Annotated in this window: 17 protein-coding genes and 2 pseudogenes; 9 read left to right on the top strand and 10 right to left on the bottom strand. The window is 64.7% G+C overall.

From position 1 onward, the window contains the following. Positions 1 to 38: 38 nt before the first annotated feature. Complete coding sequence (locus F0Q45_RS11560) at positions 39 to 926, top strand: TauD/TfdA dioxygenase family protein (protein ID WP_149654086.1); 888 nt, start codon at positions 39 to 41, stop codon at positions 924 to 926. Here the strand turns inward: F0Q45_RS11560 and F0Q45_RS11555 are convergent. The 3 genes from F0Q45_RS11555 to guaB form a co-directional block, all read right to left on the bottom strand. Further along, on the bottom strand, positions 923 to 2,668 hold the full coding sequence (locus tag F0Q45_RS11555) for a GMC oxidoreductase (protein ID WP_149654085.1): 1,746 nt from the start codon (positions 2,666 to 2,668) through the stop codon (positions 923 to 925). The genes F0Q45_RS11560 and F0Q45_RS11555 overlap by 4 nt on opposite strands. Positions 2,669 to 2,754: 86 nt before the next feature. Beyond that, entirely contained in the window at positions 2,755 to 3,894 is a 1,140-nt protein-coding gene (locus F0Q45_RS11550; RefSeq protein ID WP_149654084.1) for a GuaB3 family IMP dehydrogenase-related protein, read from the bottom strand. A 9-nt stretch (positions 3,895 to 3,903) separates the two neighbouring features. Continuing rightward, positions 3,904 to 5,502 (bottom strand): IMP dehydrogenase, encoded by a 1,599-nt coding sequence (gene guaB, locus F0Q45_RS11545; protein WP_149654083.1) that lies wholly within the window; start codon positions 5,500 to 5,502, stop codon positions 3,904 to 3,906. Positions 5,503 to 5,721: 219 nt separating this feature from the next. Here guaB and F0Q45_RS11540 point away from each other — a divergent pair, with 219 nt between their 5' ends. Continuing rightward, positions 5,722 to 6,135 carry a DUF5319 domain-containing protein gene (locus F0Q45_RS11540; protein WP_149654082.1) on the top strand — a complete coding sequence of 138 codons (414 nt, stop codon included), beginning with the start codon at positions 5,722 to 5,724 and terminating at the stop codon, positions 6,133 to 6,135. Between the two features lie 45 nt (positions 6,136 to 6,180). On the opposite strand, the gene F0Q45_RS11535 is transcribed toward F0Q45_RS11540, so the two are convergent. The 3 genes from F0Q45_RS11535 to F0Q45_RS11525 all read right to left on the bottom strand — a co-directional run bounded on the left by F0Q45_RS11535 (position 6,181) and on the right by F0Q45_RS11525 (position 8,522). Beyond that, positions 6,181 to 7,035 carry an anti-sigma-D factor RsdA gene (locus F0Q45_RS11535; RefSeq protein ID WP_149654094.1) on the bottom strand — a complete coding sequence of 285 codons (855 nt, stop codon included), beginning with the start codon at positions 7,033 to 7,035 and terminating at the stop codon, positions 6,181 to 6,183. Beyond that, positions 7,028 to 7,603, bottom strand: a complete 576-nt coding sequence (gene sigD / locus F0Q45_RS11530; RefSeq protein WP_223163898.1) for an ECF RNA polymerase sigma factor SigD — start codon at positions 7,601 to 7,603, stop codon at positions 7,028 to 7,030. Before sigD ends, F0Q45_RS11535 begins: the two co-directional genes overlap by 8 nt. 82 nt (positions 7,604 to 7,685) lie before the next feature. Next, positions 7,686 to 8,522, bottom strand: a complete 837-nt coding sequence (locus F0Q45_RS11525; protein ID WP_373424960.1) for a hypothetical protein — start codon at positions 8,520 to 8,522, stop codon at positions 7,686 to 7,688. 250 nt (positions 8,523 to 8,772) lie between these two features. Between F0Q45_RS11525 and F0Q45_RS27640 the strand changes: the two genes are divergently transcribed. Together F0Q45_RS27640 and F0Q45_RS11520 are read left to right on the top strand one after the other, a co-directional pair. Continuing rightward, complete coding sequence (locus F0Q45_RS27640) at positions 8,773 to 8,946, top strand: hypothetical protein (RefSeq protein ID WP_188112890.1); 174 nt, start codon at positions 8,773 to 8,775, stop codon at positions 8,944 to 8,946. A 517-nt stretch (positions 8,947 to 9,463) separates the two neighbouring features. Continuing rightward, positions 9,464 to 9,772: a WhiB family transcriptional regulator gene (locus F0Q45_RS11520; RefSeq protein WP_149654080.1), complete on the top strand. Its 309-nt coding sequence runs from the start codon at positions 9,464 to 9,466 to the stop codon at positions 9,770 to 9,772. Positions 9,773 to 9,782: 10 nt separating this feature from the next. Here F0Q45_RS11520 and F0Q45_RS11515 read toward each other — a convergent pair whose 3' ends face one another. Continuing rightward, complete coding sequence (locus F0Q45_RS11515; protein WP_149654079.1) at positions 9,783 to 11,432, bottom strand: amidohydrolase; 1,650 nt, start codon at positions 11,430 to 11,432, stop codon at positions 9,783 to 9,785. 361 nt (positions 11,433 to 11,793) lie between these two features. Between F0Q45_RS11515 and F0Q45_RS11510 the strand changes: the two genes are divergently transcribed. Next, positions 11,794 to 13,578, top strand: a complete 1,785-nt coding sequence (locus tag F0Q45_RS11510) for an N-acyl-D-amino-acid deacylase family protein (protein WP_149654078.1) — start codon at positions 11,794 to 11,796, stop codon at positions 13,576 to 13,578. A 211-nt stretch (positions 13,579 to 13,789) separates the two neighbouring features. On the opposite strand, the gene F0Q45_RS11505 is transcribed toward F0Q45_RS11510, so the two are convergent. Further along, on the bottom strand, positions 13,790 to 15,004 hold the full coding sequence (locus tag F0Q45_RS11505) for an Rv1453 family transcriptional regulator (RefSeq protein ID WP_149654077.1): 1,215 nt from the start codon (positions 15,002 to 15,004) through the stop codon (positions 13,790 to 13,792). Positions 15,005 to 15,071: 67 nt separating this feature from the next. On the opposite strand from F0Q45_RS11505, the gene F0Q45_RS11500 reads away from it, so the two are divergent. The 4 genes from F0Q45_RS11500 (at position 15,072) to F0Q45_RS11485 (ending at position 19,641) form a co-directional block, all read left to right on the top strand. Continuing rightward, positions 15,072 to 16,229, top strand: coding sequence for a glycosyltransferase (locus F0Q45_RS11500; protein ID WP_223163897.1), 1,158 nt, complete (start codon positions 15,072 to 15,074; stop codon positions 16,227 to 16,229). Between the two features lie 394 nt (positions 16,230 to 16,623). Beyond that, on the top strand, positions 16,624 to 16,923 hold the full coding sequence (locus tag F0Q45_RS11495) for a PE family protein (protein WP_149654076.1): 300 nt from the start codon (positions 16,624 to 16,626) through the stop codon (positions 16,921 to 16,923). Between the two features lie 14 nt (positions 16,924 to 16,937). Beyond that, positions 16,938 to 18,053, top strand: coding sequence for a PPE family protein (locus F0Q45_RS11490; RefSeq protein ID WP_149654075.1), 1,116 nt, complete (start codon positions 16,938 to 16,940; stop codon positions 18,051 to 18,053). A gap of 37 nt (positions 18,054 to 18,090) precedes the next feature. After that, a complete protein-coding gene (locus F0Q45_RS11485; protein ID WP_149654074.1) occupies positions 18,091 to 19,641 on the top strand; it encodes an MFS transporter in 1,551 nt (516 codons plus the stop codon). 277 nt (positions 19,642 to 19,918) lie between these two features. Here F0Q45_RS11485 and F0Q45_RS11480 read toward each other — a convergent pair. Together F0Q45_RS11480 and F0Q45_RS30180 are read right to left on the bottom strand one after the other, a co-directional pair. Next, positions 19,919 to 20,211: pseudogene (locus tag F0Q45_RS11480) on the bottom strand (IS110 family transposase); the annotation flags it as partial. Between the two features lie 637 nt (positions 20,212 to 20,848). Beyond that, positions 20,849 to 20,925 (bottom strand): annotated as a pseudogene (locus F0Q45_RS30180) (hypothetical protein); the annotation flags it as partial. Positions 20,926 to 21,088: the final 163 nt, after the last annotated feature.

The following is a 21,088-nucleotide window of genomic DNA, read 5'->3' as shown; positions in this document are numbered from 1 at the left end:
CAACCGACTACACACATAGCCTGCGGAGGACCACAGCAATGACAGACGCCATAGCCGTGAAGAAGCTGGGTAGCCGGATCGGCGCCCAAGTCGACGGGATACGCCTGGGCGGCGACCTTGACCCCGCGACGGTTGCAGAAATTCGCGCGGCACTGTTGGCCCATAAGGTGATCTTCTTCCGCGACCAGCACCACCTCGACGACCAGCAGCAGCTGGCATTCGCCGGCTTGCTGGGCACCCCCGTCGGCCACCCGGCCGCGATGGCCGCGTTGCCGAACGCACCGATCATCACGCCGATCAACTCCGAATACGGCAAGGCCAACCGCTGGCACACCGACGTCACCTTCGCCGCCAACTATCCCGCGGCCTCGATACTGCGCGCGATCACCCTGCCCGGCTATGGCGGGTCGACACTGTGGGCAAACACGGCGACGGCCTACGCCGCGCTGCCCGAAGCACTCCAGTGCCTGGTCGAGAGATTATGGGCGCTGCACACCAACCGCTACGACTACACCAGCACCGAAGTGCTGACCACGGCGCAGCAGGCGTTTCATCAGTCGTTCCAAGCACCCGATTTCCAGACCGAACATCCTGTGGTGCGGGTGCACCCGGAGACCGGTGAACGCACCCTGCTGGCCGGCGGCTTCGTGCGCAGCCTCGTCGGCCTGGACAGCCACGAGTCAATCGTCCTCTTCGAGTTGCTACAACGACGGATCACCTTGCCGGAGAACACCATTCGGTGGAACTGGGCTCCGGGCGACGTCGCCATCTGGGACAACCGGGCGACCCAGCACCGGGCTGTTGACGACTACGACGACCAGCATCGGCTCATGCACCGGGTCACGTTGATGGGCGACGTGCCGGTCGATGTGCACGGGCAGCGCAGCCGGGTGGTCAGCGGGGCGCCACTGGCCTTAACGGGCTAGCCGGTGTCAGCGTGGGTGCTGACCGGGCGAATCGGCAGCCAGCGCAGCGCCCCCGGCGCATCCGCGGGCACCACCGGACGCTCGGGCGCGATCGGGGTCAATCGGCGGTAGCCGTCCCCCTGCAATGGCCGCTGATCGTTTTCGCCCTTGTTCGGCCACAGCGAGGCGGCACGCTCGGCTTGCGCGGCGATGGACAGCGACGGGTTGACACCCAAGTTGGCCGAAATCGCCGCGCCGTCCACCACGAACAGCGTCGGATAGCCATACACCCGGTGGTAGGGGTCGATCACCCCGTTTTGCGGCGTGTCACCGATCGCCGCGCCGCCCAAGAAGTGTGCCGTCAGCGGGATGTTGAACAGCTCGCCCCAGGTGCCGCCGGCCACGCCGTCAATCTTGGCGGCGATGCGGCGGGTGACCTCGTTGCCGACCGGGATCCAGGTCGGGTTCGGCTGGCCGTGCCCCTGTTTGCTGGAATACCAACGGATTCCGAGCTTCCCGCGCTGGGTGAAGGTGGTGATCGAGTTGTCCAGGTGCTGCATAACGAGCGCGATCACCGTGCGCTCGCTCCACTGCCGAGGATTGATCAGCCGCAACGTACCGCGCGGGTCATGCCGCGCCGACTGCCACAACTGCTTCCACCGCGGCACATCCGTACCCTCCGGGCCAGAGCCGTCGGTCATCAAGGTTTGCAGCAGCCCCATCGCGTTGGAGCCCTTGCCGTAGCGCACGGGCTCGATGTGGGTGTCGGACGTCGGATGTATCGACGACGTGATCGCCACCCCATGCGTCAGGTCCAGATCTGGCGATACCTGCAACCGCGCGGCGCCGACAATCGACTCCGAGTTGGTGCGCGTCAGCACGCCCAGACGGTCCGAGAGGCCGGGCAGCTTGCCGCGGTCGCGCATCTTGAACAGCAGGTGCTGGGTGCCCCAGGTGCCCGCGGCCAAAATCAAATGTGCGGCGGTGACGGTCCGCCGATCCCGGCGCAGCCAGCTGCCGGTGCGCACTGTCCGCACCTGCCACAGACCGTCCGGCCGCTGCTCAAACCCCTTGACCGTCGTCATCGGAATCACTTGCGCCCCAGCCGATTCCGCAAGACCCAGATAATTCTTCACCAAGGTGTTCTTGGCGCCGTGGCGGCAGCCCGTCATGCACTCGCCGCATTCGAGGCAGCCGGTGCGAGCCGGGCCGGCACCCCCGAAATAGGGGTCGGGCACGGTCACGCCCGGCGTCTTGGTTCCATCGGGGCCGAAAAAAACCCCTACCGGGGTGGGCACCCAGGTGTCGCCGCAGCCCATCTCGTCGGCGACCTCTTTGACAATACGGTCCGCGTCGGTGAACGTCGGGTTTTGCACCACGCCCAGCATCCGCTGCGCTTGCTCGTAGTGCGGCATCAATTCGCTGCGCCAGTCGGTGATCTGCGACCACTGCTGATCGTTGAAGAACGGCTCCGGCGGTATGTAGAGCGTGTTGGCGTAATTCAGCGAACCACCGCCGACCCCGGCCCCGGCCAGGATCATCACGTTGCGCAATGGATGGATGCGCTGAATGCCATAGCAACCCAACTTCGGAGCCCACAGGAATTTGCGCAGGTTCCAGGACGTCTTGGCGAACTCCTCATCGGAAAACCGGCGCCCGGCCTCCAACACGCCTACCCGGTAACCCTTTTCCGTCAACCGCAGCGCGCTGACGCTGCCGCCAAAACCTGAACCGATAATTAAGACGTCGTAATCCGGCTTCATTGCTGCAGTATGACCCGCTGTACATCGAGCCCGTCAAGAGGCCGGAGCGTTCGCCTGCTGCCCACCAGTTGCGCGAGCGCGGCACTTCAGCTGCCGACCGTCAAACCGACCTTCTGAAACTCTTTGAGATCGCAGTAGCCGGCCTTGGCCATCGACCGGCGCAGCCCGCCCAGCAGATTGAGGGTGCCGAACGGGTCATCGGAAGGCCCGTTGAGCACCCGCTGCAGCGGCGGCCGCTCGCCAACCGCGATCTGCAACAACGCCCCACGCGGCAACGAGGGGTGGGCCGCCGCGGCCGGCCAGAACCATCCTTCGCCGAGCGCCTCAGCGGCCTCAGCCAGCGGAGTGCCCAGCACCACTGCATCCGCGCCGCAGGCAATGGCCTTGGCCAGCTCGCCGGAGGTGTGGATATCACCGTCGGCCAGCACGTGCACGTAGCGACCGCCCGTCTCGTCGAGGTATTCGCGCCGCGCCGCAGCGGCGTCGGCGATCGCGGTGGCCATCGGTACGCTGATACCCAACACCTCGTCGGTGGTGGTCACCCCATGCGTGGAGCCGTAGCCGACGATGACGCCGGCGGCGCCGGTGCGCATCAGGTGCAGCGCGGTGCGATGGTCCTGCACACCGCCGGCAACCACGGGAATGTCCAACTCGGCGATGAAGGTCTTCAGGTTCAGCGGCTCACCAGCCCCCGGCTGATCCTGTGCGACGTGCTCCGCGGAGACGATCGTGCCGTGGATGACCAGCAGGTCGATGCCGGCCTGCAGCAGTACCGGAGTCAACGACTGGGCGTTTTGCGGACTAACCCGCACCGCGGTAATCACTCCGGCCTCGCGGATGCGTGCCACTGCGCCTCCCAGCAGGTCCGGGTTAAGCGGTGCGGCATGCAACTCCTGCAGCAGGCGAATCGCCGCCGACGGTTCCGGCTCTTTGCTGGCAGCCTCAAGAAGTTGGGCGATCTTGGCAGCGACATCAGCATGCCGGCCGATCAGACCCTCCCCGTTGAGCACCGCCAACCCGCCCAAGCGACCGAGCTCAATCGCGAACTCCGGCGATACCAGGGCATCGGTCGGGTGTGCCAACACCGGAATCTCGAACCGGTACGCGTCCAGCTGCCATGCCGTGGAAACGTCTTTGGACGAGCGGGTGCGCCGCGACGGCACGATGCTGATCTCGCTGAGTTCGTAGGTACGCCGTGCGGTACGCCCCATGCCGATCTCTACCATGATGCGTCGTCAGCGTACGTAGTAGTTGGGTGCTTCGACGGTCATCGCGACGTCGTGCGGGTGGCTTTCTTTGAGACCGGCCGCAGTGATTCGGACGAACTGCGCCTGCTGGAGCACCTCGATGGTGGGTGAGCCGGTGTACCCCATCGCAGCGCGCAGTCCACCGGTCAGCTGGTGGATCACCGACCCCAGCGGACCGCGGAACGGCACCCTGCCCTCGATTCCCTCCGGCACCAACTTGTCTTCCGACAGTGCATCGTCGGCGAAGTAGCGATCCTTGGAGTACGACTTGCCGCCAGCCCGGCCTTGCATGGCGCTCAGCGACCCCATGCCGCGATAACTCTTGTACTGCTTACCGTTGACGAAGATCAGCTCACCGGGCGCTTCGGCGGTGCCGGCCAGCAGCGAGCCCAGCATAGTGGTCGACGCCCCGGCAGCCAGCGCCTTGGCGATGTCACCCGAGTACTGCAGCCCCCCGTCCGCGATCACCGGCACACCCGCCGGCCGGCACACCGCGACAGCCTCCAGGATGGCAGTGATCTGCGGCGCGCCGACGCCGGCTACCACCCGGGTGGTGCAGATGGACCCCGGTCCCACGCCGACCTTGACCGCGTCGGCACCCGCGTCGACCAAGGCCGCGGCCGCAGACCTGGTCGCCACGTTGCCGCCGATCACCTCCACCCGGTCGCCGGCTTCGGACTTGAGTTTGCGGACCATGTCCAGCACCAACCGATTATGGGCATGAGCGGTATCGACGACCAGCACATCGACGCCGGCGTCTACCAGCATCATCGCGCGCACCCAGGCATCGCCGCCCACCCCGACGGCGGCCCCGACCAGCAGCCGGCCGTCGCTGTCCTTGGTAGCCAACGGATGCTGCTCGGTCTTGACGAAGTCTTTGACCGTAATAAGGCCGGTCAACCGCCCGCGTCCGTCCACAACGGGCAGCTTCTCGATCTTGTGGCGGCGCAATAGGCCCAGCGCCGCCGACGCGCTGACCCCCTCCTGGGCGGTGATCAGCGGCGCTTTCGTCATCACTTCGGCGACCTGCTTGGACTGGTCGACCTCGAAGCGCATGTCCCGGTTGGTGATGATGCCGACGAGTGAACCGTCGTCGTCGACCACCGGCAGCCCGGAGATCCGAAACCGGGCGCACAGCGCGTCGACTTGGGCCAACGTGTTGTCCGGCCGGCAGGTGACCGGATCGGTGACCATACCGGCCTCCGAGCGCTTCACCATCTCGACCTGGCCAGCCTGTTCGGCCACCGGCAGGTTGCGGTGCAGCACACCCATACCCCCGGCCCGCGCCATCGCAATCGCCATGCGCGATTCGGTCACCGTGTCCATCGCCGAGCTGACAAGTGGCACCTTGAGCCTGATCTGCTTAGTGAGCTGGCTCGAGGTGTCGGCAGTGGCGGGCACCACATCCGACGCGGCGGGCAGCAGCAGCACGTCGTCGAATGTCAAACCCAGCATCGCTACCTTGTGCGGATCGTCACCGCCCGTTGGCACCGCGTCATCAGTGAGGCCGCCCATATGAGCGTCGCGCACATAGGGGCTGCCGACCAGGTCGGAGCTGTCTTCCAGGCGGGACATGCCACGAGACATCGGTGCGGCCCTTCATACGCATGCGGAGTGAGAAGCCCATCCTATCGGCTCGCAATCAGCTCGCGCCCAGTGACAACGCACGCCACGAACCGCAGTGAGCGGAGCCGGGCAGTCCAGCCCATAAGCTGTCCCACACTGTCCTGTGCGCCCAACTATCCCGAACGGCACGCCCGGCTCAATTTCTGGCGCGATGACCGTCTGCCTGCGTAGTGTAGAGACGTGCGCGACCAACTCCCACCGGGTTTGCCGCCCGATCCGTTTGCCGACGACCCCTGTGACCCGTCGGCGGCGCTGGACGCCGTTGAGCCCGGCCAACCCCTCGATCAACAGGAGCGGCTGGCGGTAGAGGCCGACTTGGCTGATCTGGCTGTCTACGAAGCGTTGTTGGCGCACAAGGGAATTCGCGGACTAGTGGTGTGCTGCGACGACTGCCAGCAGGACCATTATCACGACTGGGACATGCTGCGCGCCAACCTGCTGCAACTGCTGATCGATGGCACTGTCCGCCCGCACGAGCCGGCCTACGATCCCGAGCCGGACGCCTACGTCACGTGGGATTACTGCCGCGGGTACGCCGATGCCTCGCTCAACGAAGCGACGTCCGACGCAGACGGGTTTCACCGGCGGCATTAGCCGCCAGCAAAGCCGCCAGCAAAGCCGCCACCAAGCGACTTGTTCCTAGCCGGCTTCGCCTGCCAGTGCCGGCGCTGAGCCGGGTTCGGTAGGGGTGGGCATCACCGAAGTGGGACTGGCATTTGGTTTCGACGTGGGTGTTGAGCGCTGGGTCGAATCGTTGGTCACGCTGGTCGACGTCACCGGACTGGTCGGCACTGTCGATTCCGTCGCTCCGGATGTTGTTGACGATTCGGACACCGATGCCGACGTCGCGACCGGCGGCTCGGTTTCGGCGGCCGAAAGTTCGGACTGCGATGGCGAACTGGGCGGCAAAGTCGCATTGGGATCACGCTTTTCCACCTTGGTGTTCAGCTGGTTCAACTCGTTCAACAGGTTCTGCCGGCTGCTGCCGTCGTTGACGGCCTGCAAGGCGCTGCTGACTTCGGCCAGCTGGGTCTCAGCCTGGTCCCACTGACCCTGGGCGATCATTTGCTCGGCCTTGGCCAAATCAGCCTTGGCGGACAACACGATTTGATCGTCACTAACCCGCGGCTCGTTGAACATCATCGCGTGTAGCCCATACAGCGCATCTCCGGGCCGAGCATCGGCCACCAGCGCACCGAACCCGCTCAGCGCCAACAGCGACGCGGCTACCGACCCGACGGCCGCCAGCGCGCGGCGAGACCGGCGGCGCTCCGCCGTCCCTACGATCAGCGCCTCCACCGCCTCCTCAGGTGAAACCAGCGCGCTGGCCGGCGGCCATCTGAGGTCATCGCGCCACTGCGCCAGCAGTGCGGCCAACGCGTCGTCAGGTGGATCGTCTAGATCGATCTCCGCACGGTCGGCGAGCGCATCAAGGAGCAAATCGGTACGAGACACGTCATCGACACCGAGTTGATCAAAACCAAATTCACGCATAGTCACCTGCCGCAACGATTTCGTCTTTGAGCCGCTGAAGTGCCCTGTGCTGGGCCACTCGCACCGCTCCCGTGGTACTGCCGACGGCAGCCGCGGTCTCCTCGGCAGAGAGGCCGACAACAACGCGCAGGATGAGGATCTCGCGCTGCTTGGCGGGCAATATTTCGAGCAATTCGTTCATCCGGCTGACCGAGTCGGCTTCGATGGCCAGCTGTTCCGGTCCGGCGTCGGCCGACCAACGCTCGGGTACCTCTTCGGCCGGATAGGCGAGATCACGGCCAGCGGCGCGATGGGCGTCGGCGACCTTATGCGCCGCGATGCCGTACAGGAAGGCCAGGAACGGGCGTCCACGGTCCCGGTAGCGCGGCAGCGCCGTTATGGTGGCCAAACACACCTCCTGTGCCACGTCATCGGCTGACAGGCCACTTCGCTCAACCGTGCCGACTCGCGCTCGGCAATAGCGCACGACGATGGGGCGAATGGTCTCCAGCACCTCCCTGAGCGCGTTGCGGTCTCCTGCCACGGCCTCGGCAACCACAGCGTCGAGACGTTCTCCCTGAATTGTCATCGACGGCGGTATCTCCAAAGTTACGATCGGGACACATCCCGGGGCTAACTTCCCGGCTCGACAATAACGGCCAAGATGCGTTTCACGCGGTACGCCAGGTTCCACCGGCGCGCCGCACCTGATCTGCGCAGATATCGCGAATTTGGCGCAACCGCTGTACCGGAAACGTGACGCTACCGATATCGATCAGCAAGCAAGCCACCGCCCAACGCAGCGGAATCAGGTTCCAGCGACCGGCAGCGTTCAGCGCCCCGTCAGCAACGACACTGGCCCGCTCGGTATCGCCGGCGCTGCACCAGGCCGCGGCCAGCACCACGTCGCTTTTGACCTGATGTCGCACCGTCTTCGCCAGGCGAACCGCCTCGGTGGCATGGTCGACAGCCATTGGCCCAGCGCCGGAGGCCATCGCCAACTCGGCGGCCACCCAGCGGCGGCGCACCGCCAGCCGGTCGGCTACCGAGCCCGGCAGCTGGGCCCCGTCCAACGCCTTGTCGGCACGCGCCAACAATGTCGCCGATGCAGCCAAGCGGCCGACACCCAACGCGTCGGCGGCCAGTCCGATCAACGCATCGGCACGGGCGTCGGCGTCGGAGGGGTCGCTCCCGGCCAATGCTAGAGCGCGACCGTCCCACCTTCGCGCCAGCGTGTGCCAGCCGAGCTGGCGCAGAAACGAGCCCTGCGTGCTGTGCGCCAGTGAGGCCAGCGGGCCTACCGGAGCGCCGCGGCGTAGCAAAGCCAGATCGCTATACGCCGCGCCGTAACGGCCCTGCCCGCCAGCCGCCACGGCGCGCAGCCACAGTTGCCGAGGCGTAGTCGCCATCGGCAGCGGCCAGCTGCCGGGACTGCATCCGAAGGCGGCGTCGGCCAACTTCGACTCAATCTCCGACTCATTTGCTGAGGCGTGTGCCATTTCGCTCACAGTGATAGCTGCACCTTAATCACATTGCACTTCGTCAAAACGCCAAACATTTGGTCACACTCAACCGCAAGCAGCTGGTGTCGCTGGCACTCTCGAATATCCTGGGCTCAACGCGCCGGCCATCGCGGCCAAAGAGTTTGAACATCAGGAGGCAGGTCGGTGGCGCCGTGCGCCGGCAACGATGCAACAGCAAACCTTGGGCAGCTGGCCACCGTTGCCACCAACCAGGCGAGAAGCACGTTAGCCGCGCTTGAGGTGCGGCACTGGCCAGCAGCTTGCGGCGGTTGCGGGCAATCCGGCGCTGCTGGCCCAATTGACGGCGGCGTTCGAGGCACTACAGCTCAGCAATCCGCGATTGGCGGCTCAGTTGCTGAGCTTGGCCACGCAGTTAGGCAGCCAGCAACGGATCGGTTCGGCGGCCTAGCTAGTGCCGGATCACCGCGCTGCAGAAATGCCGCGGTGCCGGTCGAGCCTTACGAGCCTTACGTCGCCACCGTTCCCTGGCCGCTGCTGCCACGCTACGGCAGCGCGAATATGTAAAAAGGGTGGGCAAAGCGCGTCCGGCGCCGCCCGTTAGAGCGGCCATTGGCGGTAAAAAGTTTGTGCTTTTTATGTTACGGAAGTATTACACACAGCTATCTGCCGGTTAATTACAGCGGGTTCACAGCAGCCCGCTGACCAGGGAAAATCCGGTATCGAGCCGGTTACGTTAGCGTGCTACATCTTTGGCAAATGCGCGACAGATGAACGCAGAGTTAATTCTGACCAAATGTCCAGGTATTGTGTCGCTAAGCACGGCTATTGACGGAAAATCGGCAGCGCCCCTAGCGTTTACCTTTGTCAGGTAGTCATCGGTGACGCCTCTGAAGTATCAGTTGCACAACTCGCGCGTTCGCGAACGTACCTCCACGTGGAGGTGCCGTGCAGAGAGGGATTAAGCAATGCCACAGCCGGAGCAGCTACCTGGGCCCAACGCCGACATCTGGAACTGGCAATTGCAGGGCCTGTGCCGCGGCGTCGACTCATCGATGTTTTTCCATCCCGACGGTGAGCGGGGTCGCGCGCGCATGCTGCGTGAGCAGCGGGCCAAAGAAATGTGCCAACGCTGCCCGGTGATCGAGGAGTGCCGCTCCCACGCTCTTGACGTCGGCGAGCCCTACGGCGTGTGGGGTGGTTTGTCTGAGTCGGAACGCGACCTGATCCTCAAGAGTGGCCTCAGGCGCAGTCGGAGCATTCGCCGCTCTGCGTGATTGGCCGGGGTCAGCACGAGCCAGGTCGCCGGTAGATCGTGCGCCCCTCTTTGATCGTTTCGACGACCTTGATGTCTTTGATCTGCATAGGGTCTACGGTGACCGGATTGTTGTCCAAGATCACCAGGTCAGCGAGTTTGCCTATCGTGATGGAGCCCTTGGAGTGCTCCTCGTAGTACTGGTGGGCCGCGTTGATCGTGATCGCCTTGAGGGCTTCGAGGGCGGTGACGCGTTGATCGGCGCCGATGACCTCACCGCTACGTGAGATGCGATTGACCGCCGACCACACCACCACCATTTGGTCCAGCGGTGAGACGTTGAAGTCGGTGTGATTGGTCGGACGCAAGCCGAGGTCGATAGCGGTGCGCATCGGGCTAAGAAAATGGGCCTGCTCCTGGCCGCGCTGGCGCACATGAGTGTCGCCGAAGTAGAACGCGTGCTCGGTGAACAGCGAGGGAATTAGCTTGTACTCGACGTACTTGTCAAGCTGGTCGCGACGCACAAACTGAGAATGAATGACCGTGGTATGGCGATCTTTACCGAGATCGTCTGCCGCGGCATATTCGTGCGCCGCCAGCAGCACGTCAATGGCGGCGTCACCGTTGGCGTGGATATTCAGTGGCAGACCGAGATCGTAGACACGCTTGAACCAGGAATTGACGGTCTCTTGCGGGAAGCCGAGCTGGCCGGTCCAATTCTTCTCCCCATCGGGTCCGTCGACCAGGTACGGCGTGGTGAAATACGCCGTCCGGCCCTGCGGCGAACCGTCGAGAGTGACCTTCACGCCACCGAGCTTGACGCGGTTGCGGTAGGCCCCAAATGTCTCGGGCGGGTTGTCGTGGAGAACCTCGTCAAGTTCGAGGATGAACGGGTAGGCGACAACGTCGATGAGGGTAGCGCCACCGGCGGCCACCCGCTGCAGCAGCGCAATATCGGCCGCGTGCGTTAATCCTTCGTGGGCGGTGGTGATACCGGCTGCCGCGTATAGCTTTTGGCCGGCAATACTCCACTCGACCTCCTGGTCCGGCGTGGGCTTGGGCAGCGAACCGAAGACCGGCAGGAACGCCGTCTCCATGATCAGCCCGTCAGGTTCATCCGACCCTTGCTTGCGCACGATCACACCGCCGGGCGGCGTCACGGTGCTCGCCGAAATGCCGAACTTGCTCAGCGCCGCCGAATTGAGCACCGCGCCGTGCAGCGAAACGTGCCCGACCAGCACCGGGTTGTTCGGGAAGTCCCGGTCGAGGTCCTCGCGATGCAGCGTGCGTCCGTTAGGCATGACCGTCTCGTCGTAGCCGTAGGCGATAATCAACTCCCCCTCAGGAATGTTGCGCGCGTCGCGGAAATTTTTCAGTTCCGCGACGATGGCGTCGACATCTGTTCCGGGGCCTGCCGGCGGCGCGAACACGTTGACCTGGTTAGCGACCGTGAGTGCGTTGATGTAGTGGCTGTGTGGGTCGATGAAGCCCGGTAGCAAGGTCTTGCCGGCAAGGTCTACCTGCCGAGTAGCCGGCCCTTGGTGCTGGGCGACCACGTCGTGGCGAGTTCCGACCGCGACAATGCGGCCATCTTTGATGGCGACCGCCTCAGCCGTTGGCTGCTCGTCGTCGATGGTGACAATGACACCGTTGAGATAGATAGCATCGGCGTCGCTGGTCATCAGACCTCCTTGTTCGGTAGGCGCTTGGACGCACACGCGCAACATCCCTGTGACCAGAATGCAACTGCGAGTTGGGATTTCAGAAATTCAAAGCCGCGGAAGGTGCAAACTTGCCACCAACCTGTCGCCATCGTAACGCCTCGCCCGGGCTTGCGGTGCACACTTTTGCACCATTTTTCGGACGAATTGGGACGCTATAGCCCTAGCGGCACATTAGCTTGGTGCCGATCATGAAAGCGGGCGGGCCACCTCCCGACGCGCACCTGTCGCACGTCGAATGTTATTGCCGCACAGACGATAACCCCATGACCGATCACTTTCCCGGCGTCGTCGCCGAGCCCAGCTAAAAGGAGCCATCTGAATGGGTACCACTACATTCGCCAGCCGGCCGGGCACCCGAGTGCTGATTTCGCGCGGGCTGGTGTTCGACGGGAGCGGATCGGCAGGCGTTGTTCGTGACGTCGCGATTGCCGACGGCGTGGTGATCAATGTCTCCGCGCAGGAGCTGAACCCCGGCAGCTTCGATGAGGTGATCGAAGCCGACGGAAAATGGGTCACACCAGGCTTTTTGGAGATCCACTCGCACTACGACGCCGAGGTTGTGACCTCCCCTGGGCTGCCGGAGTCGGTACGACATGGCGTCACCACGGTGGTTACCGGTAACTGCTCGCTGAGCATGGTGACCGTGGACTCCGAGGATTCAGCGGATCTTTTCGCCCGCGTGGAGGCGATTCCGCATTCTGGCATCAAGACGATCTTGCAGCAGGCCAAGACCTGGAGCACGCCACGCGAATACCGCCAGTGGCTGCAGCAGCAGCCGTTGGGCCCCAACGTCGCGGCCATGTTGGGTCACAGCGATCTGCGCGTCGGTGTGCTGGGGTTAGAAGCCGCCACAGACAAGCACTTTAGGCCCAGCGCCGCCCAGATGGCGGCGATGGAACGCATTCTCGACGACGCGCTCGACGAGGGTTTCCTGGGGTTGTCGACGATGACCACCCGGCGGGACAAGCTGGCCGGTGACCGGGCCTGGGCTGAACCCTTGCCGTCGACGTTCGCCCGGTGGGGCGAGTACCGGCGGCTGCACAAGCGGCTGCGCCGGAGGGGCCGGATTCTGCAGAGCGCTCCCAACGCCGAAACTCAGGTCAACGTGCTGGCGTTTGCGCTGACCGCCGCTGGCATCGGCCGTCGGCCGCTGCGTACCAGCCTGCTGACTGCGCTGGACTTCAAGTCCAACCCGATGCTGCACCGGATGGCGCGCCTGCTGGCATTAGTGACCAACCGGTTACTCAAGGGCGACTTACGATTTCAGGCGCTGCCCGGCCCAATGACCATATTCACCGACGGGGTGGATTTCGCGGCGTTCGAGGAGTTCAGCAGCGGCGTCACGCTGCGCAACCTGCGCACAGCCGAGGACCAGTACGGGCTACTGAGCGACCCGAAATTCCGGGCCGCATTCATTAAAGACATGGGCGGATTCATGATGAACGGACTGTGGAACCGGCGCTTCGACGACGCGATGATTATCGACTGCCCCGACGAATCGGTGGTGGGCCGCACCTTCGAAGACTTGAGCCGCGAGCGCGGCCAACACCCCGCCGAGGTATTCCTCGATCTGGCCGCTACCTGGCGTGAGAAGTTGCGCTGGTACACCGTGGTGGGCAATCACCGCCCCGACATCGTGCTCGCCTTGCTGGCCAGCCCCGGCACCCAGGTCGGGTTCGCCGATTCCGGCGCACATCTGCGGAGCCTGGCGAACTACAACTTCGGTCTGCGCGCCCTCACAATGGCCAAGCGGGCCGCCCAATCGCCACGGCCGAAGATCACCGTCGGCGAGATGGTGCGCAAGCTGACCTCGGACCTGGCTGACTGGTGGGGCGTCGAAGCCGGCCGCCTGCGCGTGGGTGCCCGCGCCGACGTCGTCGTGATCAACCCCGACGGGCTCACCGACCAGGTCTTCGAGGTGACCGAGGCACCGGCTCCCGACGCCTTCGGCGTCGACCGCGTCGTCAATCGCAACGACGACGCCGTGCACACCGTGATCATCAACGGCCGCATCGCCTACACGCAGGTATCCGGCTACTCGGCCGACCTGGGGCAGTCTCGCGATTTCGGACGGTTCCTGCCCTCCACCCAGACGAATGTCTGACCTGCCAGCGAGCGACAGCAAGAGGTCTGCAACGGGGAACTACCTCATGCGTAGCGCCGCGACCGCCGTGTTCGCTGTGATATTGGTGTTATTGCCGCTAATCCGGGGCAACGGCGATCAGCCGGGCCGACGACGATTGCTCCGTCCGGGTGGAGTGAAGCACCGGGGGATTTTGGTGTAGACATATGGCAGCTGGCGGAGTGGGGCGACCCTAAAGTTCGGTAGGTTTACCGCGCCACCCCAAGGCCTCGAGCGCGACGGCAACGTGCACGCTGCTGCGCTCTAGCGGTCGAGGCAGGAGTTGCTGAGCGCGGTCGAGTCGGCGCAGCAGGGTGTTGCGGTGGGTGTAGAGACGTTGAGTCGTGCGACCGATGCTGCATTGCTCGTTGACGAACGTCAGCACGGTCTTGTGTAGTTCGGGGCTGGCCGACTCGAAGTCCCCCAACGTGTTCTTGATGAAATCGTCTGCGCCTTCCATGTTTTGGGTGATCAGTGCGATCAACTGAACGTCGGCGAAGAACGCCACCCGCTGGCGCGATCGCAGCCCGGCCACCATGCGCTGGGTGGTGAGCGCCTCGAGGTGGCTGCGCCGAAAGCCTTCGATTCCTTTAGCTGTGGCACCGATGGCGATTCGCGCGCCGGGAGTATCCTCGACCGCCCGGTGCACCTGCTCGACGTCGAGCGCGGCGTCGGCCACCCACACCCACCGGGTGGCTGCGCTGGCGATCACCGTCAACGGCCGCGCAAAACCAGCGGCGCGGCCGAACCCGTCGGCCACTCGGTCGAGCTGGCCGAGGTCGCCGTCGGGCTCGTCGCTCCAGATGACCGCACCGGTGTGGGCGCGGTTCAGCGCGTAGCCCAACCTCGCTTCGGCGCGCTGGCGGCTGATCGGGGCGCCGTCGAGGATCAGCGCGGTGACTTCGCGGCGCTCGGCGTGGGTGCCGCGGGTCAGTTCGTCGCGTTCGCGCTGCATCTGGGCGGCAATACCGGCAGCCGTAGCGTCGATGAAATCGCTGATGGACCGAAAGGAGACGTCCAGCAGCTCACGCAGCTCGTCGGGGTCGGAAGTGAGCTTGAAGACGGTATCCATCCAGAGTCGCCAGCCTATAGTCTGCGCGGGGCGGAAGGTGAACGGCTGCAGACCGCGGCGCGCCATGTCGCGCGCGATGCTCAGCGGCTCGGGGCCCAGATTGGCCGGCACCGGAGCGCCCGGGTTACTGACATTCGCTGCAGCCCAGTGCATCATGCTGGAACGAATACTGCGTCGGGTGGCCTCCGCTAGCACCGGGTCCTCACCAACCGACGGGTTTGACGTCATGGATGCGTTATCGAATTCGTGAAGCCACTCCTGGGGGGCATCCAGGACGATCCGCGCTCCCTGACGGATCAGCTCACACACCTGCGGGGACGGGCGTTGCCACACCACCCACTCACCCTAGACCGGCGGTGCACACTTTTGCACCATTTATCGGCTGGATTGGGAGGCATTGCCCTTGGCCGGCGATAGCGCCAATAGCGACCATGGATCACAGGTCGTCGGCGGCGATGGCAGCCGCGCGGCCACACGGTTACTCGTGACGCCGCCGAGCATTCGAATGGGGAAAACAATGAAAACCACATCACCGGGCAAGTGTCATAGCGGACTGTTACCCGCTTCAGAAATTCGGGTTACCGGCGCATCCCATCAACCGTCCGTGACAATCGTTATCCCGGCTTATAACGAGGCGCGCTTGATCGGCAGATGTCTGGAATCATGCATCGCCCAGACCACCGCACCCGACGAGATAATCGTGGTGAACAACAAATCGACCGACGATACCCCGGCGCTGGTGCGCCAGTATCAAAGATACAACCCGCAGCTAACCATTCGCCTGCTCGAACAGAATGAGCATCAGGGGCTCATCCCGACGCGCAACCATGGATTTGACCATGCGCGCAGCGATGTCATCGGCCGCATCGACGCCGATACCGTCGTTCCCAACTACTGGGTGGAGGCCCTTCGCCGCCGATTTACCGACCCCGCCGTTGATGCGGCGACCGGTCCGGTTCTGTACTACGACATGCCCCTGCGCATGCTGGGTTTCCGGGGCGACCACCGGATCCGTAGCTATCTGCAGCGCAATGCAACGGATCAACGGTTTCTCCTGGGGGCCAACATGGCAATCCGGAATTCGGCATGGCGTGCGGTCCGTCAGCTGACCCGGCTGGATCCCGAAGACCAACTGCACGAGGATATCGACCTTGCCCTGACGCTGTTCAAGAACAATTTCGAGATTGCGTACGAGCCGACAATGGCCGCAGGCATATCAGGGCGGCGGCTGGAATCCTCGGCGCGCGACTTTTATCGGTACATCACGCGTTATACCAGGACAACAAAGGCGCATGGCGTCAAGAGCTGGACGGCGCGGCTGACGCTGGTCATCCTGCTGCTGGTGTACTTGACGTTCCGGCCGGTGCGGTTCTTTTACGACGTCGAGAACAATCGTTTTACCTTGTCGAAGCTGCGCGCCAAGCTATCGCGATCCGGGCGTCAGGATGCGTTGACCGCAGGGCACCGCGCGGTACCGCACGTAGCCGGCACTCTCGGAAGCGGCAGGCGGGCGCTGCTTATACCGCCAAGCAGGCCAACATATTTGGGGGACTTGGCATGAAACCTGTTTGGTGACAGAAACTTTCGGTTGACCCGAATCAACCCGGCGCCGGCACGGCAAGCGATGTAGTGGTCACGAATCGCAATGCCGAGCAACGGGGTTGGTGGCTGCGGCCGGGGGGCCGCGGTCGAGCGTGACGAGGTCCGCGAATCCATGCCGCCGGACCGACCCTGCAGAACGGCATCGGCCCAGAGTGCGGCAGCCGCCGGCGGGCGACCCAGCGGTGATGCACCGAGTGCGCAGCGAGCGCACACTTTTGCACCATCTATCGAGTTGGATTGGGTGATTTTCGCCCTTGGGCAGCAGTGCTGTGGTCTCGATCATAGAGAGCACTTGGTCACATAGGACCAACTCGGAGACCAGCTGACAGGTCAACTCACAGGGAGGTAAGCACATGTCATTCGTGACTACCCAGCCGGAGGCACTGCTGGCGGCGGCGGGAGATTTGCTGGGTATCGGCTCGGCGATGAACGCGCACAATGCGGCGGCGACAGCCACGACCACCGCGATTTTGCCACCTGCTGCCGACGAGATTTCCGGGCTGATTACGGCTCAGTTCGCCGCGCACGCCTTGCTGTACCAGCAGGTCAGCGCCCAGGCCGCGGCCATTCACGACCAGTTGGTGACCACATTGGGCACCAGCGCCGCCTCCTATGCGGTCGCCGAGGCCACCAACGCCGCTGCGGTCGGCTGAGCGGACGGGCAGCGATGGACTACGCAGCTTTGCCGCCGGAGATCAACTCCGCGCGCATGTATGCCGGGGCCGGCGCCGGGCCGCTGCTTGCTGCCGCGGCCGCCTGGGACGGACTGTCCGCCAGCTTGTACACCACCTCCGCCCAATGCTGGTCGGTGATCTCGGGGCTGGTTGGCGGGCCCTGGCAAGGTGCGGTCTCGGCGGCGATGACGGCCGCGACCGCCCCCTACCTGGCGTGGCTGGGCATCGCTGCCGGGCAGGCCGAGGAGACCGCCATCCAGGCGAAGGCGGCCGTGGCCGCTTACCAGGCGGCGTTCGCGATGACAGTGCCGCCAGCGGAGATCGCGGCCAACCGCGCGCTGTTGATGGCTCTGGTAGCGACCAACGTCCTGGGCCAGAACACGCCGGCGATCGCGACGACCGAGGCCCACTACGCCATGATGTGGGCCCAAGACGCCGCCGCGATGTACGGGTATGCCGGCGCCGCAGCGGCCGCCACCCGATTGATCCCGTTCACCGTGCCGCCGCAGGTGACCCGCGCGGCCGGCCTAGCGGTCAGTCAAGGCGCCGCGGCGGTTGCCGGTACCGCAGCGAAGTTGTCACAGCTGATCATCGGGGTGCCAAAGTTGCTGAAATGGTTCGCCGTCCGTCCGTTAGTCGCTGGCGTGGTCACGGTGGAAGAAGGGATGTTGACGCCGATCGAGGTCGGCGCCGGGGGTACGTCGGCGACGATGTCCATCACGTCGGTGCTGAGGTCGTTCATGTCGGTGGGGCAGGCCGCCGCCGAGGCTGTTGCGCCGTTGGCGTCGGCGGCCACCAACTTCGGACTCAAGATGCCGGGTCTGGGCCGGGTCGGGACAGTGTCGGCGAGTTTGGGTCGAGCCGGTTCGATCGGGGCATTGTCGGTACCACATAGTTGGGGCGCCGCAGCTCCGAGCGTGCACCACGCCGCCACGGCGTTGCCGAGCCCCGGGCTGGCATCCACTTCGATGGCCGCACCGGATGCGGCCGCTCCCATGCTGGGCGGTCTGCCGCCGCTGAGCTCAGCCGCCGGCGAAGGCAGCGCCAGCGCGCCTCGCAACGGCCTGCGTCGCCGCCTCATCGTGGTCGGCTCCCCCGCCGCCGGATAACACGACCACCCACACATCAAGCGGAGGAACACCCCCAATGGCTGCTCCATACACCCAAACCCGGTCGGCTCACGACACGCTGACCTTTCGCCAGTGGATGACCGTGCTCGCCATGGGCCTGGGTTTTGCCATTACCGGCGCCGACCCGACCATCTTCTCCAGCAACTTGGTGCCGGTGCGGGAGGGCCTCCACATGTCCACCGCCGCCGCCGGATTCACCGCGAGCCTGGCCACGCTCATGCTGGCCGCAACCATCCTCGCCGCTGGCACGCTGGGCGACATCTACGGCAAGCGCCGGATGTATCTCTTCGGCTTGGTCGGCGTGATCGTCGGCGGTCTGCTCGCCGCGGTCTCGCTCAACGCCGTGATGCTGATGGTGACCCGTGCCCTGACCGGCGTCTGCTTCGCCTTCCTGCTGGGACTGTCTCTGGCGATCATCAACGCCGTCTTTCCGCCCGCGCAGCGAGCCAAGGCCATCAGCCTCTTCCTCGGCACCGCATTCTTGGTGGCCGCCCCGCTGCCGCTGGTTGGCAACGTCCTGGTCGAGTCGCTGGGGTGGCGCTGGGCGTTACTCGTCGCCCCGGCCGCGGCGTTGCTCACCATCCCCATCACGCTGCGGTTCGTCCCCGAGACGTTTTGCATCCGCGGCCGCCGGATCGACTACCCCGGCATTGCCGCGGCCGGCCTCATGCTGGTCAGTCTGGTCTACGGGCTCTCGCGCCTCAGCCACGGACCTGCCGCGGCGGCGCTACCGCTGTTAATCGGGCTGGCCGCCGGGACGTTCTTCGTCTGGTGGGAGCAACGCACCGACCAGCCCGCCCTGGACCTGCGCATCTTCCGGGCCGGGCCGTTCAATGCTGCGGTCATCACCGGGTGCGCTTTCAACTTCCTGATGGCAGGGCTCATTCTTGTCCTGAGCTACTACGCCACGGTGGTCCGCGGGTATTCGCCCACCGTGTTGGGCCTGCTGTTGGTGCTAGGCGCCGCTACCCAGGCACCCTCAGCCGTCCTTGCTGGTCGCCTGATGATGCGGACCTCGGCGCGGGCCACCATGCTGTCCGGTCTTGGGTTGCTCGCCCTGGCGGCCGTCGTGTTCGCCACCTTCGGTGTCCAGACATCGCTGGTTGTGATCGGCTTGGGCATGGTGACGCTCAGTGCCGGCGCCGGCTTGGTCGAGCCACCACAGGCCAGCGTCATGATGAGCTACGCCTCCCCCGGGTTGGAGGGCTCGGTGGCAGCGGTCAAACCTGGCGCCGGCCAGTCCTTTTACTCGCTGGGCCCCACTGTGGTCACCCTGCTCACCACCACGTTCTACGCCGCACGCGCCGGGGCGGGGCTGGCCGGCACCGGTGTCTCTCCTGCCCAAGCCGCCGATGCGTTAGAGGCGTCCCGCGCCCGTGGCGCGGGACATGCCGACCATGTCGGGGGATTGAGCCCGGACCTGGCACACAGGGTCTTAGCGGATACCCAGGAGATCATCATCTCCGCACTGCACACCACCAGCCTGATCTTGGCGGTGATACCTCTGGTCGCCGCCGTGGCGGTCTGGCTCCTCATCCCCCGCAATCGAGAGGATCACGCGCGATGACACAGATGACACATCAGCCCAGCCCCGGCGCCGCCTAGGCACCGGGGGCCGGGCTGGGCCAGTGTTGGTGACGGTCGGGCTCGTCGGCCTCGGCGGGCTTGTCAACCACCGCCGTCTGGGTGGTGTTGGATCGCAGCCATGCGGCACTGATCGTTGTCCCCGAACGGCAGATTGAGACGTGCCGGAAAACCACGACCAAGCCCAAACGCCGCAGGCGGCGCGGCGGTCGTCAAGCAAAAGTGGATTCGCGATCCGGCTCGGGACCTTACTTGAACCGCTTACGACCCGGCACATTAAGAACGTCGCGGGCGTTGACGAGCATCACCTGGAAATGTTCTTCGAGCAGGTAGTAGAAGGGTCGCCACTAATCACTGGTGGTCTCCATAACCACACAGGTGACCTTCTGCTCAGCCAGGTGCTCCCGCAGGGCCAGGATCTGGCTGGTCACCGCGCCCATGTCGTCACTGTCGACAGCGAGCGCCTCTTGCCGCTTCCCCGAATCCGCACACACACCTTCGCGTAGCGCTTGGAGATATCGACCCCCACGCACCGCGGATGCACCACATCCATCACCCACCACCATTCCAGACTCAGATCCGATACGAATCATCTTGTGTAGGAGCATGTTCCGGGGAGGGTGGGGCAAAGACAGGATTCTGACACTCGTGCTCGGCGGCAACAATCCACGGTTCCCGCACGGATAACAATGGGTGCCGTCCAGCACCAAACTAGCCCACAGGCTCACCGGCACCATAGAGCGTCCGGAGTCGACCGAAACACCAGCAAGTATCCTCCGACCAGCACCAACACATCAAGCACTCCTCAGCGACCGGCGCCGCCCACCGAGGCGACCAACCACGCATTTTCACTCACCACGGCGGAGCACCGCCCCTGCAGAACTAGCCCGAAGTTAAGGCCCGCCGCCCATGATGGTGAGTAGTCGGCCTAACGGCACGCGTGATAGCAAGCTCCAGCCCTTGTCTTCGCTGAGCACGGTCACCGGTTCGTCCGCGAACGTGATTCACCCTAGCGCGATGGGGATTTCGGCGCGTTAACACTACTTCAGGGGGCGACCCCTTGCCCGGCCTTCGGGACCGCTAAGCGTCTCTCCGATCTTGAACGGCTCCATGGGGTCGATCTGGCAGGCGCCCAGCGAGACCAAGCACCCCGGGCTAGTGATAGCCGGGGGTGCTTCCGTTGAGTGACGTCAGTGCGCGTGACCGTGATGGTGGTCCTGGTCATGCCGGCCTTGGCAGGCTTGTCAACCACCACCGTCTCGGTAGTCTTCGATTGCGGCAATAGTGCACCGCCTTCAAGGTAGGTCCGGGCTCACTAGGCTCTCGCTGATCATCTAGTCTCATTTCGTCGAATACCCGCCACAGTACTCATCACCGTTCCGCTAGCCAGCATCCTCAACCAAGACAGGACCAGGAAGCGATCAGATGCT

Source organism: Mycobacterium simiae (assembly GCF_008370645.1).
In the GTDB taxonomy this organism is placed as follows: Bacteria; Actinomycetota; Actinomycetes; order Mycobacteriales; family Mycobacteriaceae; genus Mycobacterium; species Mycobacterium simiae_A.
Note: the sequence above shows the minus strand (reverse complement) of the source record. Positions and strands in the feature narration are given on the sequence as shown.